This is a genomic window from Haloarchaeobius baliensis, from assembly GCF_052060055.1.
Taxonomy (GTDB): Archaea; Halobacteriota; Halobacteria; order Halobacteriales; family Natrialbaceae; genus Haloarchaeobius; species Haloarchaeobius baliensis.
In genome coordinates, this window is the sequence record NZ_JBPPFR010000001.1 from 12,969 (window position 1) to 26,685 (window position 13,717).

The 13,717-nt window shown below is 69.2% G+C and carries 12 protein-coding genes; 6 read left to right on the forward strand and 6 right to left on the reverse strand.

The window, feature by feature from the left end:
• Positions 1–93 precede the first annotated feature (93 nt).
• Positions 94–3,090 carry a bacterio-opsin activator domain-containing protein gene (locus ACSG06_RS00065; RefSeq protein ID WP_440988217.1) on the forward strand — a complete coding sequence of 999 codons (2,997 nt, stop codon included), beginning with the start codon at positions 94–96 and terminating at the stop codon, positions 3,088–3,090.
• Between the two features lie 264 nt (positions 3,091–3,354).
• Here the strand turns inward: ACSG06_RS00065 and ACSG06_RS00070 are convergent, their stop codons facing one another.
• Together ACSG06_RS00070 and ACSG06_RS00075 are read right to left on the reverse strand one after the other, a co-directional pair.
• On the reverse strand, positions 3,355–5,217 hold the full coding sequence (locus ACSG06_RS00070; RefSeq protein ID WP_440988218.1) for an ABC transporter substrate-binding protein: 1,863 nt from the start codon (positions 5,215–5,217) through the stop codon (positions 3,355–3,357).
• A gap of 287 nt (positions 5,218–5,504) precedes the next feature.
• Positions 5,505–6,545, reverse strand: a complete 1,041-nt coding sequence (locus ACSG06_RS00075; protein ID WP_440988219.1) for an ATP-binding protein — start codon at positions 6,543–6,545, stop codon at positions 5,505–5,507.
• An 83-nt stretch (positions 6,546–6,628) separates the two neighbouring features.
• On the opposite strand from ACSG06_RS00075, the gene ACSG06_RS00080 reads away from it, so the two are divergent.
• Positions 6,629–7,075: a DUF7382 domain-containing protein gene (locus ACSG06_RS00080; protein WP_440988220.1), complete on the forward strand. Its 447-nt coding sequence runs from the start codon at positions 6,629–6,631 to the stop codon at positions 7,073–7,075.
• Here ACSG06_RS00080 and ACSG06_RS00085 read toward each other — a convergent pair.
• From ACSG06_RS00085 to ACSG06_RS00100, 4 genes are read right to left on the reverse strand one after another with little or no spacing between them, the layout of a single operon-like run.
• Positions 7,072–7,800 carry a protein-L-isoaspartate O-methyltransferase family protein gene (locus tag ACSG06_RS00085; RefSeq protein ID WP_440988221.1) on the reverse strand — a complete coding sequence of 243 codons (729 nt, stop codon included), beginning with the start codon at positions 7,798–7,800 and terminating at the stop codon, positions 7,072–7,074. The two genes, ACSG06_RS00080 and ACSG06_RS00085, sit on opposite strands and share 4 nt — an antisense overlap.
• Positions 7,801–7,823: 23 nt before the next feature.
• Positions 7,824–8,837, reverse strand: coding sequence for a methyltransferase domain-containing protein (locus tag ACSG06_RS00090; RefSeq protein WP_440988222.1), 1,014 nt, complete (start codon positions 8,835–8,837; stop codon positions 7,824–7,826).
• A gap of 52 nt (positions 8,838–8,889) precedes the next feature.
• Positions 8,890–9,516, reverse strand: coding sequence for a protein-L-isoaspartate(D-aspartate) O-methyltransferase (locus tag ACSG06_RS00095; RefSeq protein ID WP_440990279.1), 627 nt, complete (start codon positions 9,514–9,516; stop codon positions 8,890–8,892).
• A 2-nt stretch (positions 9,517–9,518) separates the two neighbouring features.
• Entirely contained in the window at positions 9,519–10,172 is a 654-nt protein-coding gene (locus ACSG06_RS00100) for an HVO_0476 family zinc finger protein (protein ID WP_440988223.1), read from the reverse strand.
• A gap of 461 nt (positions 10,173–10,633) precedes the next feature.
• On the opposite strand from ACSG06_RS00100, the gene ACSG06_RS00105 reads away from it, so the two are divergent.
• The 4 genes from ACSG06_RS00105 to ACSG06_RS00120 all read left to right on the forward strand — a co-directional run bounded on the left by ACSG06_RS00105 (position 10,634) and on the right by ACSG06_RS00120 (position 13,677).
• Entirely contained in the window at positions 10,634–10,765 is a 132-nt protein-coding gene (locus ACSG06_RS00105; RefSeq protein ID WP_440988224.1) for a hypothetical protein, read from the forward strand.
• A gap of 444 nt (positions 10,766–11,209) precedes the next feature.
• A complete protein-coding gene (locus tag ACSG06_RS00110; RefSeq protein WP_440988225.1) occupies positions 11,210–11,638 on the forward strand; it encodes a 30S ribosomal protein S12 in 429 nt (142 codons plus the stop codon).
• Positions 11,639–11,640: 2 nt separating this feature from the next.
• Positions 11,641–12,255: a 30S ribosomal protein S7 gene (locus ACSG06_RS00115; protein ID WP_440988226.1), complete on the forward strand. Its 615-nt coding sequence runs from the start codon at positions 11,641–11,643 to the stop codon at positions 12,253–12,255.
• A 96-nt stretch (positions 12,256–12,351) separates the two neighbouring features.
• A complete protein-coding gene (locus tag ACSG06_RS00120) occupies positions 12,352–13,677 on the forward strand; it encodes a PQQ-dependent sugar dehydrogenase (protein WP_440988227.1) in 1,326 nt (441 codons plus the stop codon).
• Positions 13,678–13,717 lie beyond the last annotated feature (40 nt).

Below are 13,717 nucleotides of genomic sequence, written 5' to 3' on the forward strand. Positions count from 1 at the left end.
CTATCCTGTCTGTCGGTCACCGATACCGACGACCAACGACGTGCCACCTCGCCGACTCTAATCCTTTAGTAGTCGTGTGACCTAACGGGTGCCATGGCAAGAGACGGCCCCGGCGAGATGGTGGCCGGGACGCCGACCGTCGAGGAGGTCTCGGTGCTGTTCGTGGACAACGACGCGGACTTCGCCGAGGTCTCGAAGACGATGCTTGAGCGGGCGGACGAGAGCATCTCCGTGACGATCGTCCCGAACGGGGCGGCAGCAATCGAGGTGGTCGAGGACCCGGAGCGCCAGGTCGACTGCATCGTCAGCGACTACGACATGCCCGAGATGGACGGGCTCGAGCTGCTGCAGGCGGTGCGCGAGCGGGACGACCGGCTGCCGTTCGTCCTGTTCACCGGGAAGGGTAGCGAGGAGATCGCGAGCGACGCCATCGCGGCGGGCGTGACCCAGTACCTCCAGAAGAAGCCGGGTCGCGAGCGGTACGCGCTGCTCGGGAACCAGATACGGAACGCGGTGGCGCAGTACCGGACCCAGAGCGCCCTGCAGGACCGGGTCCGCCAGCAGGAGGCCGTGGCCACCATCGGTCAGCAGGCGCTGAACGAGCCACAGCTGGACGTGCTGTTCGAGACGACGGTTCGGCGGGTCGCACGGGCGCTCGACGTGAGTCACGTCCGCATCCTCTCGGAGACTGACGAGGCGCTCCGGACGGAGGCGGCCGTCGGCTGGCGACCGGAGGCGCTGCCGTCGGGGCAGGCCGAGTACGCGGTCACCGACGGGAAGCCGGTGGTGGTCGTCGACGACCTGTCGGCCGAGGACCGGTTCGACGCGAGCGACGCGGCCGAGGTGGAGGGCCTCCGGAGCGGTGCCTGTGCGACCGTCGGTCTGCGCGGCTCCGACTGGGGGGTCCTCGAGGCTCACGCCCGGACGCATCGTCGGTTCACGCAGGACGACGTGACGTTCCTGCAGAACGTGGCGACGGTGCTCGCGAGCGCCATCGAGCGCAACGTCATCGAGGGCGAGCGTCGCGAGAGCAGCGAGCGGTACCGGACGCTCGTCGAGGTGTCGCCGAGCGCGGTCGTCGTGCACAGAGACGGCGACCTCGTCTACACGAACCCGGCGTTCGTCTCGCTCGTCGGGGCCGCCGACGAGTCGGAGCTCCTCGGGTCCGAGCTGGCATCCCTGGTCCACCCCGAGGACGAGGATGCGGTCACGTCCGCGATGGCGCGGACCATGGCGGGCGAGGCCGAGCCGACACGCCGGGAGCGCCGGGTCGTCGGCCACGACGGGTCGGTCGTCCACGTCGAGATGACCTCGCGGGCAATCGAGTACGAGGGCGAGCGGGCGGTGCTGACGGTGGCGACGGACGTGACCGAGCGAAAGCGCTACGAGCAGACGCTCGACACGCTCCACGAGACCTCGCGGGACCTGATGCGGGCGGAGACGCAGGCGGATATCTGCGAGACGGCGGCGGAGACGGCGGCGGACCTGCTGGGCCTGAGCGCGCTCGTCGTCTACACGTTCGAGAGCGACACCGGCACGCTCGAACCGGCCGCGACGACGCCGAGTACGACCGATCTGCTGGGGTCGCCACCGACGGTCGAGCGCGGGACGGGCTACGTCTGGGAGACGTTCAGCGCGGGCGAGTCGCGGTACTTCCCGGACGTGGCGGACGAACCGGGGGCGCTCGACGACGTGGTCGAGAGCCAGCTGGTGATACCGCTCGGGACCCACGGGGCGCTGGTGGCCGTCTCGGACGTCGTCGAGGGGTTCGAGGAGCCGACCATCGAGCTGTTGCACATCCTCGCGGCGAACACCGAGGCGGCGATGGACCGTGCCGAACGCGAGCAGCTCCTCCGGGACCACGACAGCCGGCTGAGCCAGCAGAACGAGGAGCTGCGGAAGCTGAACCACACGAACAAGATCGTCCGCGACGTGAACCGGGCGGTCGCGCAGGCGTCGACCAGACGGGAGATCGAGCAGGCGGTCTGTGACCGGCTGGCCGAGGCCGAGCCGTACGTCGCCGTCTGGGTCGCCGAGGCGGAGGGGCCGAACGGCGCGATGACCCCCCTGGCGTGGGCCAACACCGACGCCGACTACGTCGACCGGATCGCCGACGACCTCGACGACCCGACGCCGGAGGGTAACCTCGTCCGGCAGGCGGCCGACGATCAGGCGGTCGCCGTCGTCGAGGACGTGCTGACAGACGAGTGGAGCGAGCGCCGGACCGAGGCGCTCACGTACGGCTTCCAGACGGTCGTCGCCGTGCCGCTCGTCGACAACGAGCGCGTCTACAGCGTCCTCGTGCTGCACGTCGCGACGCCCGAGACGGTGACCGAGCAGGAGCTGGCGGTGCTCGGCGAACTGGGCGAGACCATCGGCTACGCCATCCACGCCGTCGAGCGGACACGGGCGCTCGTCACCGACAGCGTGGTCGAACTGGAGTTCGAGGTGGCCGACGAGCGCTTCACCTTCTCGCGGCTGTCGGCGGCGGTCGGTGGCTCGATCCGACTCGACGGGGCGGTCTCCCGGCCCGACGGGACGCACCTCTGTTTCGTCCGGACCGAGGGCGTCGACGCGGAGCTCGTCGAGACGACGCTCGCGGACTGGTCGTCGGTGCCGTCGGTGACCTGCATCAACGAGGACGACGACACGGCGCTGTTCGAGATCAGGCTGACGGAGCCACGGCTGTTCGAGCTGCTCCGGGAGTACGACGGGACAATCCGGTCGCTGGAGGCCGAAGACGGCGTGGCGACGCTCTTCGTCGAGCTCCCGCAGGGCGGTGACACGAGGGGGCTGTGGAACGACCTGAGCGAGTCCTACCCGACGACGGAGCTCGCCGCCCGTCGGGAGACGAGCCAGAGCAACCGTCAACACCGCGACCAGCGGTCCTGGGTCGAGAGCGAGCTGACGGAACGACAGTTCGAGGCGCTCCAGACCGCCTACTACGCCGGTTTCTACGCCTGGCCGCGCGAGGTGACCGGGGAGGTGCTCGCCGACGCGCTCGACGTCACGCCGCCGACGTACCACTACCACCTCCGGGCGGCCGAACGCAAGCTTGTGAGCGGTGTCTTCGAGCCCGGTTCTAACTGATTAGTGTCGGTGATTGCGTACCACTAACTGGATAGAATAAAGTGTTAATCCGATTCCATCCTTACCATTGGTTGGCGAAACAGCAGCGAAGCGCTGTCGCCACCCCCATACTCCCCCCAACCCCCCCTTCCTGAAGCATCACCCGACCAGCGACGTCACTGTGGCGTGGCTCGCGACGAGGCCGCAGTCATCCGAAGAAAGAGCGACGGCGCCGACGACCCCGGTGTCGTCGACGGCGGGAGCGCGGACCGGTCGACGCGGGAGTCAGCTCCGCTCGCCGATGGTCACCTGGTTGTACTTCTGGCGGCTGCCGCCGGCGGCACCGTACGGTTCGATGTCGACCCAGTCGTACGCGAACCGCTCGTCACGACGGTGGTAGCAGGGCAGGAGCACCATGTCCTCCCAGTTCGCCTCCTCCATCTGGACGTAGGCGTCCCCACGGGTCGAGGCGGCCTCCTCGTTCGGTGCCTGGTTGTTCTGGACGGTCTCCCAGGCGTTGTTCATCTGCTCGACGGCGTCGCCCTCGGCGTCGTCCCAGTCGACGTACGCACCGCGGGCACCGCCCTCGCGGTCGGTGTTCGTGAGATCGGGGACGAGCTGGCCCCAGAAGTTGTCCGGGGCCGGCCAGTCCATCGCCCAGCCCAGCGAGTAGGCGGCGAGGTTGCCGTTCTGACCGCGGCTGAGCAGCGTCGAGAACGGCGCCTCCTCGAGGTTCATGTTGACGTGGGCGTTGACGAGCTTGTCGCGGAGGATGGTGCCCAGCCCCTGCCACGTCGGGTCGGGGTACGTGGTGAACGTGATCTCGTACTCGTTGTTGGGGCCGTAGCCGGCGTCCTCCATCACCTGGCGGGCATCGCCGATGCGCGTCTCGCCGTAGCCGTAGGGGTAGTTCTGCTCGGCGTGCTCGTCGTACGCACTGGTGCCACCGGGGTAGATGCTCGGCGGGCTGTAGTGGTACGCGGGCGTCCCGCGACCCTTGAACACCTGCTCGACGCCCTCGTGCTGGTCCATCGCGTACGCGATCGCCTGCCGCACGGGCTTGGGGACGTTCTTGGCGTTCAGGCCGATGTAGAACGTGTTGATGGTCGGGATGGCGGTGTAGTCGACCGTCTCGCCGTTCTGCATCGGACCGTATGTGCCGAGCTGTCGCCCGGCCTCGTCGGACTCTTCGATGCTGACCAGGTTCGGGTCGTACTTCGAGGTCGGCATCGGCGGGAGGTCCGCGTTCTTGTTCTGGCCGTAGTTGTACCGGGCGTCGGTGTCGGTGATGATCTGCCAGTGGACGCCCCCGATGAACGGTCCGTCACCGTGGTAGTCGTCGAACCGGCTGACGTCGGCGCTGTTGTTCGTCTCCCAGGCATCGAACGTGAACGGCCCGGCGCTGATGGGGCTGCGGCGGGCGAACTCGTCGTAGCTCATCTCGCCGTCGTAGCCGGGCGTGTCGTCGACGAGTCCTTCGGGGATCGCACCGAAGGCTGTGTACGCGAGCATCTCGAGCGTCGAGTGGAACGGCGCCTCGAGCTGGATCTCGAGTGTCGTCTCGTCGACCGCCGTGACGCCGAGACTGCCGGGTTCGTAGTTGTCCTCGCTGTCCGTCTCGTGCTGGATACCCATGGCGGACGTGACGAAGTACGCGCGCCGGGAGTTCGGCGAGGCGGTGAGGCGCTCGAACGAGTAGACGAAGTCCGAGGCGGTGACGGTGTCACCGTTGTGGAACTTCGCGTCCTCCTTGAGCGAGAACGTGTAGGTGGTGTAGTCCTCGGACACCTCGTACTCCGTCGAGAGCAGCGTCTCGACCTCGATCTCGCCGTTCGGGTAGTTCATCAGCCCGTCGAACACCTGCTGGATGACCCGGCCGTTCGCCGTGTCGGTCGAGGCGACGGGGTCCAGCGTGCTCATCGTGGCGTTCGTGAGCTGGAGGATCCGGTCGCTCTCGCCGAAGCCGTCGTCCTCCTCTTCGGTGCCGGTCCCGGGGTCGTCGGTCCCCTGGGTGTCGGTTCCGGGGGTGTCGGTACCGCCGTCGTCGTCGTTGTTGTCGCCCGTACAGCCCGCGAGGGCCAGGGCGGTCGCTGCGCCGCCGGTCGCTTTCAGGAACTTCCGGCGCTGGAGGGACTGGTCGTCTGACATACACCCACCGGTTCGGTCTTTCGTGTCAAAAAACGACTGTAAGCACTAGTCGTCTCTAGTCCAAAAGAAAATCTTATAAGGGGAATTCAGTTCGTATAACTGGAAAAAGTTAAAATCTCATTTTACTAACTGTGCAAAAGACGAAGCAGCGGCTGTCGACAGGAGCGAACTGGTCTGAAACGCAGTCGCGGAGGCCGAATCGGGGTGGGGATGACAGCAGGCGGCGTTCCTGTCGACGACAAATCCTTGTCCCGGACGGGTATTAAGACCGGTGAAGGGTCAAACCGTCACTTGAGACTTCGACCGGCCAGGGCTGCGCTCGCCGTCGGGCTCCCCCCGTCGTGTGGCGTGTGTCGCTCGCGGACCTGCACCGCGTGGAGTCGCTCGGTGGCGTCGTCGACCACCCTGACCGCGCCCGGTTCGGTGGGCATCCGTTCCGTCAGGTCCTCGTCGACGAACGAGGGCCGTGCCCGTGCCAGTGCCTCGCGGTCCCGTCGGTCGGTGAGTCGGTGGGCGACCAGCAGGTCGGCCTGCGACGCGGCCACCGGCGGCAGCGCACTCGGACGCTGGGTCGCCGCGACGAGGCTCACACCCGGCTGACGCCCACGCGTGAGCAGTGTCCGCAGCGCCGGGGCCGCGACGCCGTCGAAGAACGCGTGGGCCTCGTCGACGAGCAGCCACGGGAGCCGGGCGACCGTGTCCTGCACCCGCGCACGGTACAGCGCCGTCGCCGTCGCCCGGACCACCGCGTTCGCCGCCGCCGTCGGCAGTCCAGAGACGTCGAGCACCGTCGCGGTCCGCGACGAGAGCGCGCTCGCGTCGAGTCCGTCCGGGTCGAACACGTCCCACGACGCGGCGAGGTCGAGGTGGTTCCGGGCCGCGCGTCGCGCCGCCTGGTCGCAGTCGAGCCCGGCCAGCGTCGCCCCCACCTCGGCGACGGTCGTCCCCGTCGCCGCCGCCCGCCACAGTGCCGCACCACCCGGCGACTCCGGGTCGAGCCCCACCAGTTCGCACCAGGCGGTCGGCGGCAGTGCGTCGGGGTCTACCCGTGGCTCCCTGACGACCGTCGCCGACCCGTCGGTCGCGAGCGTCCCGAACACGCCCATCGGGTCGACGACGACCGGCGCGACACCCCCGGCCGCAGCCAGTCCCTCCGCCAACACGCCGAGCGTGTACGACTTGCCGTAGCCGCGTTTGCCGACGACGAGCGCGGCGTGCGGTGACTCGCAGTCCAGCTCGACCGTCGCGCCAGCGCTCCCGTCCGGCGCGCGGTAGTGCCCGAACTCGACCGTCGCACCCGGTCCGCCGTCGCGTCCGATGACGACCATGCCCCGTCTGGTCCCGTGATGGTACTTCAACGGGCGGACGAGCCGGCCGACCATTCAAATACCATCGCGGGCCCAACGATGGCGTGCAACTCACACCGCTCCGGCGCGACGACCGCGCCATCGAAGGACTGCCAATCCGTCTCGTCATCGCGCTCGTCGTCGGTGTCGCCAGCCTCTCCGTCATGATGAACATGATATCCGGTATCGGCGGTCTCGCCGTCACCGAGGTCGACGCACAGCCGACGCCGGACGTCATCACGCCCGGCGAGCAGACCGTCGACATCCGCGTCGTCGACAGCGACGGCAACCCCGTCGAGGGCGCGACCGTCGTCGTGAAGGGTGCGACCGCGCGGCTCGACGGTATCGAGACGGCGAGTACGGGGGCAAACGGCACCGCCGCGATCGAGATCGACCCGTCGCTCGGACCGAATCAGGCCGAGGGCACGCTGGAGATAGACATCAAACCGCCCGCAGGCAGCGAGTACGCCGACCAGCGCGCGAACACGGTCATCCTGGTGGTCGAGGATTAGTCCCAGTCGATCCACTCGTGCTCCCAGCCCGCGCCGAGGGCGGTCTGGGCGCGTTCGCGGTCCTCGCGGTCGGTCCGGTTGCGCTCGAGCGCCCCCGCCTGCTCGCCCTCGACGAGCAGCGGCGCGAACGCGACCGGGCCGTGCTCGTCGACGACCTCCCCGGTCGAATCGATGGAGACGAGCGTCTGCCCGCCCGCGCCGCGGGGCATGACGAGCCGGCCGTCGTCGGCGAGCTGGGAGACGAGCGCACGCGGCGGTTCGACGGCCGCGGCTTCCACCAGTACGCGGTCGAAGGGGGCGTACTCCGCGAGGCCGTGGGTGCCGTCGCGGCAGTCGACGAGCACGTCGCCGTAGCCCGCGTCCGCGAGGTTCGACCGGGCGTCGTAGACGACACGGCGGGTGATGTCCACCGCGTGGACGTTGCGTGCCCCGGCGAGTTCGGCGGCGACAGCGCTCGTGTAGCCGACGCCCGCGCCGACGACGAGCACCGCGTCGTCCGGCTCGACGCGGAGCGCCTCGAACAGCCGTGCGACCGAGCTGGGCGAGAGGATCCGGGTGCCGGCGTGCTCGTGTGACTGGTCGGTGTACGCGCGCTCCGCCTCCGGAACGAACTCGTGGCGGGGCACCTCCCGCAGCGCGAGGCCGACTGCATCGCTGTGCACGACGCCCTTCGCGTCGTGTTCGAGGCTGTCGACCATGTCGTCCCGCAGCGCCGCCTGCTCCATACCCGAAGGTCCGGGATGCTCCGTTAAGAATCTCGCGCCTGTCCCAGCACCGCCTGCCGATCCGTGCCCGGCACCTCGCGCACCTGTACCGCCCGTAATCCCGCGGATTCGAGCCACTCGCGGTAGGCGCCGGGGTCGTGTGCCTCGCCGGCGCCGAGCGCGAGGCGACGGACCGTCTTCCCACGCGCGGCGGGCGAGCGCCCGCGAAGGTAATCGACGATCACGAGCCAACCACCCGGCGCGAGCGCGTCGGCCGCCGCCGCGACGAGTCGCCGGTTCGCCGCCGCCGACCGATCGCTCGTTCGCACGGGGACGAACGCGCAGTCGACGCCGTCGACCGGGAGCGCTGCGGCGTCGGTCCCGTCGTTCTCGCCGTCGCCGTTCCCGGCATCGTCGTTCCCGCCGTCGTCGGGCAGCCCCCACGCGACCGTCTCGACGGGCTCGCGGGCGAGCAGCGACGCCGACGCGTCGAGCCGGTCGGCGGCGTCGAGCAGCGTCACGTCGTAGCCCCGCCGAGCGAACTCCACGGCGTAGGGCCCCGGTGCGCCGCCGACGTCGACGACACGGCCCTCGGGTGCGACGTGCTGGGCGGTGGTGACGCAGGCTCGAACCGTCGCCTCGTCGGTCGCCTGCACGCGACCGAGACGGTTCCGGGTCCACTCGGTCGTGGTGTCCTCTCGCGCCGGCTCCGTGCCGTCGTCGTCGTCGCCGACCGGTGGGGCTGCGCCGCGCATCGTCTCGGGGAGTGCGCGAAGGGCGGTGAGGTCGTCGAGTTCGGCCGGGAAGCGACCCACAGAACGGAGGTCGGCCGCCGCGAGGAAGCCCAGCGCGCGGTTCGTCGGCTCGTAGACGCCGCCCACGTCGCGGAAGAAGCCGGCGTCGGCGAGGCCCTCGACGGTGAGGCGGGCTGCGCGCTCGGTCACGTCGGTCCGCTCGGCGACCTCGCTCGGCGTGTCGGCGTCGGAGAGCAGGGCGTCGAGCACCCCCGTCTCGCGGGCGGCCCACAGCAGGAACAGCGTCTCCCGATCCTCGGTCATGGTCGGAGCGACGGACTGGAGGGGAATAACTCCGGCTACTGCCCGCGGGCGATCACTGCATCCGGACGAACCGCACCCCGCCGCGGTCCTCGCGATCGAGCGAGCCGTCGGCCCGGCGGGTCGCGTGGACGAGCGTCTGCCGGTCGGTGCCGATGGGGGCCAGCAGGACGCCACCCGGTCTGACCTGCTCGACGACCGCGGTCGGGAGCTCGGGCGCGGCGCAGGTCAGGTAGGCCGCGTCGTAGGGCGCGTGCGCTGGCCAGCCACCGCTGCCGTCGCCGGTCCGGATGGCGATGTCGCCGTAGCCGAGTCGGTCCAGTCGCTCGCGGGCCTCGCCAGCGAGCTGCTCACTGTACTCGACGGAGAAGACGTTCTCGGCGCCGACGACCTCGGCGGTGACCGCGGCGTGGTAGCCACAGCCGGTGCCGATCTCGAGCACCCGTTCGCCGGGCGAGAGGTCGAGCGCGTCGACCATGATGGCGACCATGTGCGGCGCGCTGATGGTCGCGCCGTCGCCGATGGGGAGCGGGCGGTCCGCGTACGCCTCGCTCCGGCGTGACTCGGGGACGAACTCGTGTCTCGGGACCGCACGCATCGCCTCGAGCGTCGACTCCCGCCGGATGTCGCTCCGGCGGGCGAGCCGGTCGACCAGCGACTCACGGGCGGCCTCGAAGTCCATGCTCACCAGGCGGACCAGGCCGTGGTCTCCTCGTCCCACGCGTAGACGCGCTTCGTGTCCTTGGCGATGACCGTGTCGCCGTCGTGGTCGAGCTTGTCGTGGTAGTAGCCCTCCGCGTCGGCCCGCACCGCGATGCCGCTGATGGTGAACTCGTCGTTGTCGAACGTCTCCGTCTCGCCCACGACGAACTCGTAGTCGCCGGGGACGTACACGCGCTCCGAGCGCGTCTCGTTGTTGCGGCCGTCGCGCGGGTGGATGGTCACGTTGACCCCGACGTTCCCGACCGCACGGGTCCAGAACGTCTCCACGTCGCCCGCCTCGGCCTCCTCGACGCGGCGGTCGCCGTCGAGTTCGAGGCTGGTGATGCGGACCGTCATGATGGCCTCGTCGGTGTCGAGGATGAACTCCTCGCCCGTCGCGACCGTCTCGTCGACCGGGGCCTCCACCGTCGCGGTGAAGGAGTCCCCGTCCTGACTGACCACGACGTCGACCTCGACCGTCTCGTCCGGCTCGATTCGCTCCTTGTGGACGTGTCCGCACTCCGTACAGCGGACCGTGTACATCTGGCCGCGCTCCTTCAGCACCTCGTGCGCCCGCTCGAACTCGGGCGAACACGAGGGACAGGGCAGCGCGAGCCTGTCGGCGACTTCGCTCATACCCGTTTCTACAGGGCGACGCGGTAAAAGCCGTCGGACCGCTCGTGGGTGTGCTGATGGTTGTCGTTATCGCGTGCTGTTCGTGGCTCCGTGGCCGCGTTTCACTTCGTTTTGGCTGTCCGGAACGGCCGGGATGGCGTGGCAACTGGCCGGGCCGTCAACCGCCAGAGAGCCCCGCTGACCACCGGAATGACCTGGACCGCAAAGAACCAGAGAGCCCCGCTGACCACCGGAATGACCTGGACCGCAAACAACCAGAAAGCCCCGAGGTTCTCGGCTCGGGGGGCTCGCTGCGGTCCTCGCTGCGCTGCGGTCCTTGCGTCGCCCACCTTCGCCGAGAACCTCGCCCCTTTCAGTCCCGCCCCGCACGGCACCGCGACCGCACCGCGCCAGCCCTCCCCCTCGACACCCACGCGCCTGCCGGCGCGGGGTGTCTTGGCCATGTGGCTGGTGACCGTGTCGTGGAACCAACCGGGTGGCGCGCGGGTGGCGAGCGTGCCGAGCGCAGCGAGGTCTCCGCGAGCTTGCGAGCGGAGGGCAGCGAGACGACGGAGGAGTCTCGCCAGGCCGCGAGCCATCCGCGCGAGGGATGAGCGAACCGGAGCGCAGCGGAGGTGAGCGAATCGGCTGGGGAGGCGTGAGGTGCGTGGCGGTGCCGTCGCGGGCGGGACTGAAAGGGGCTGCTGGCTCGGCGAAACAGGAGCCCGCAAGCACCGCAGGAACGAGGAGCGCAGCGTGGCTCCCGGGAGTCGAGCCAGCAGGGGCTTTCTGGTTCTCGCTATCTCCGGTTCACGCTCTCAGCAACCAACTACCGACCAAATCATCCACTACGCCAACCAGAACACCCGAACTCGACGGATGACCAAACGAGCGAGTCTGCGAACCGCTTTCGAGATAAGGAGCGCGCAGAGCGCGTAAATCCAATCCCCGAAACGCCCTCAGATTCCTCCTTCGACCCCTCTCGCGCTCGCTGGGGCCGTAACTCCCGGGGCCAAAAGGGTGGGCTTAAGTGCCTCCGTAAGATAGCGACTGGTACTATGGCGAACGGCAAATACGCCGCGCGCAAGCTCAAGAAGGACCGCCAGAACCACCGGTGGTCCGACTCCGAGTACGCTCGACGCGAGCGCGGACTTCGCAAGAAGTCCGACCCGCTCGAGGGCGCGCCCCAGGGTCGAGGTATCGTGCTGGAGAAGGTCGGCATCGAGGCGAAGCAGCCGAACTCCGCGATTCGGAAGTGCGTCCGTGTCCAGCTCATCAAGAACGGCAAGCAGGTCACGGCGTTCTGCCCGGGCGACGGTGCCATCTCGTTCATCGACGAGCACGACGAGGTCACCATCGCGGGTATCGGTGGGGCGAAGGGTCGCGCGATGGGTGACCTCTCCGGCGTGAACTACAAGGTCGAGAAGGTCAACGGCGTCGCGATGATCGAACTCGTCCGCGGGAACGCGGAGAAGCCGGTGCGCTAACCATGGCGGCCGAAGACACACCCGAGCCGGACAAGCCGGCGGGCACGGACGACGAGGGCGCACGCGCCCAGCTGTTCGGCACGTGGGACGTGACCGACATCGAGTACAACGACCCGTCCACCGAGCGCTACATCTCGGTGACGCCGGTCGCGCACACGATGGGCCGGCACTCCTCGAAGCAGTTCAAGAAGTCCGAGATCTCCATCGTCGAGCGGCTCATCAACCGTCTGATGCAGACCGAGGAGAACACGGGCAAGAAGCAGAAGGCGATCCAGATCGTCCGCGAGGGCTTCGAGCAGATCCACGAGCGCACCGAGGAGAACCCCATCCAGGTGCTCGTCACCGCCGTCGAGAACGCGGCGCCCCGCGAGGAGACCGTCCGCCTGAAGTACGGTGGCATCTCGGTCCCGAAGGCCGTCGACGTCGCACCGCAGCGCCGCGTCGACCAGGCCCTGCTGTTCCTGACCGACGGCATCTACAAGGACTCGTTCAAGACGCCGACGTCCGCGTCCGAGGCGCTGGCCAACCAGCTCATCGGCGCGGCGAACTACGACGTCCAGACGTACGCCGTCAGCCAGAAGGAAGAGAAGGAACGCGTCGCGGCCGCGGCACGCTAACGCTCTCTCTATCTCCCGTTCTCGGTGCGTCCGGAGCCGCTGGCTCGGTGACCGGATAGCACGAAGTATTTACCTGTCCTGTCGATAGCACGTGGTATGGCATCGAACCCTCCATCCCGCCGCCAGTTCCTCGCGGCGGCCGCGGCGGCCGGTCTGGCCGGCTGTCTCTCCGACGTCACCGGCAGCGACGGCACACCGACCGACCCGCCGACGTCGTCGTACGACCCGACGGTCGAGGACGGCGAGTGGCCGCGGTACGACGAGGACTGGGACGCGCCGACGGACTCCCCGCTCGACTACGAGTACGAGACCGAGGTGCTGATCGAGAACCTCGAGATCCCGTGGGACATCTCCTTCACGGGCGAGGACGAGCTGTTCCTGACCGAGCGCACCGGCACCATCCGACGGTTCGAGTCGGGCGACGTGGTCGACGTGGTCGAACCGGACGAGGCCATCGACGCGAGCGCCATCGACAGCCCCGACGAACAGACCTGGTGGGTGGAGGGCGGCGAGGGCGGCCTGCTCGGCGTCGCGGCCCACCCGGACTACCCGGAGCCGCCGCTGGTGTACGCCTACTACACGTACATGGACGGCGGGACGAAGAAGAATAAGGTGTCGTCGTTCGACGCCACCGCGGACGACCCGCAGTCGACCGTGACGCCCATCGTCGAGGGTATCCCGGGCGAGACGTATCACGACGGCGGCCGTATCGCGTTCGGCCCGGAGGGACACCTCTGGATCACGACGGGTGACGCGGGGACGGCCTCGCGCAGCCAGAACATGGACTCGCTGGGCGGGAAGTTGCTCCGCGTCAGCGCCTCGGGCGAGCCGGTCGACGGCAACGCCGAGGGCGGCGACGCCCGCATCTTCTCGCTCGGCCACCGGAACCCCCAGACCATCACGTGGCTGCCGGACGCGACGCCGGTCGCGGCCGAGCACGGCCAGACCGCCCAGGACGAGGTGAACCTGCTCTCGCCCGGCTGGAACGGCGGCTGGCCCGAGGCCCGGACGGCCGACGAGTACCCGGGTACCGAGTTCAACCGCCCGGTCGCACACACCGGGAGGTCCACGTGGGCGCCGAGCGGGGGCGTCTTCTACACCGGCGACAGCGTCCCCGGCCTCCAGAACCGGCTGCTGCTCGGCGGGCTCCGCAGCCAGCGCATCAACGTCGTGACGATATCGCCCGCGGACGCGGAGCTGCCGCCGGTCGGGAACGGCCGCCGGCACGACGCCGACTGGATGACCAACGACTACGTCGCCACCTCGCACCACCTGTTCGAGGACGAGTTCGGTCGCATCCGCCACGTCGAGCAGGGCCCCAACGGCGACCTCTACTTCATCACCTGCAACCGCGACGGCCGCGCCGAGGGCGACTTCCCGAAGGAGAACGGCGACCGGCTCATCCGCGTGCGGCAGGCCTGAGCTGTCGGTCCACTGGTGCTTCGCCGTCCGTAAACCGGTA

What these genes read in the sequence shown, in the direction of transcription:
- ACSG06_RS00065 (WP_440988217.1), top strand. Translation starts at nt 94, where the DNA reads ATGGCAAGAGACGGCCCCGGCGAGATGGTGGCCGGGACGCCGACCGTC.
- ACSG06_RS00070 (WP_440988218.1), bottom strand. Translation starts at nt 5,217, where the DNA reads ATGTCAGACGACCAGTCCCTCCAGCGCCGGAAGTTCCTGAAAGCGACC.
- ACSG06_RS00075 (WP_440988219.1), bottom strand. Translation starts at nt 6,545, where the DNA reads ATGGTCGTCATCGGACGCGACGGCGGACCGGGTGCGACGGTCGAGTTC.
- ACSG06_RS00085 (WP_440988221.1), bottom strand. Translation starts at nt 7,800, where the DNA reads ATGGAGCAGGCGGCGCTGCGGGACGACATGGTCGACAGCCTCGAACAC.
- ACSG06_RS00090 (WP_440988222.1), bottom strand. Translation starts at nt 8,837, where the DNA reads ATGACCGAGGATCGGGAGACGCTGTTCCTGCTGTGGGCCGCCCGCGAG.
- ACSG06_RS00095 (WP_440990279.1), bottom strand. Translation starts at nt 9,516, where the DNA reads ATGGACTTCGAGGCCGCCCGTGAGTCGCTGGTCGACCGGCTCGCCCGC.
- ACSG06_RS00100 (WP_440988223.1), bottom strand. Translation starts at nt 10,172, where the DNA reads ATGAGCGAAGTCGCCGACAGGCTCGCGCTGCCCTGTCCCTCGTGTTCG.
- ACSG06_RS00110 (WP_440988225.1), top strand. Translation starts at nt 11,210, where the DNA reads ATGGCGAACGGCAAATACGCCGCGCGCAAGCTCAAGAAGGACCGCCAG.
- ACSG06_RS00115 (WP_440988226.1), top strand. Translation starts at nt 11,641, where the DNA reads ATGGCGGCCGAAGACACACCCGAGCCGGACAAGCCGGCGGGCACGGAC.
- ACSG06_RS00120 (WP_440988227.1), top strand. Translation starts at nt 12,352, where the DNA reads ATGGCATCGAACCCTCCATCCCGCCGCCAGTTCCTCGCGGCGGCCGCG.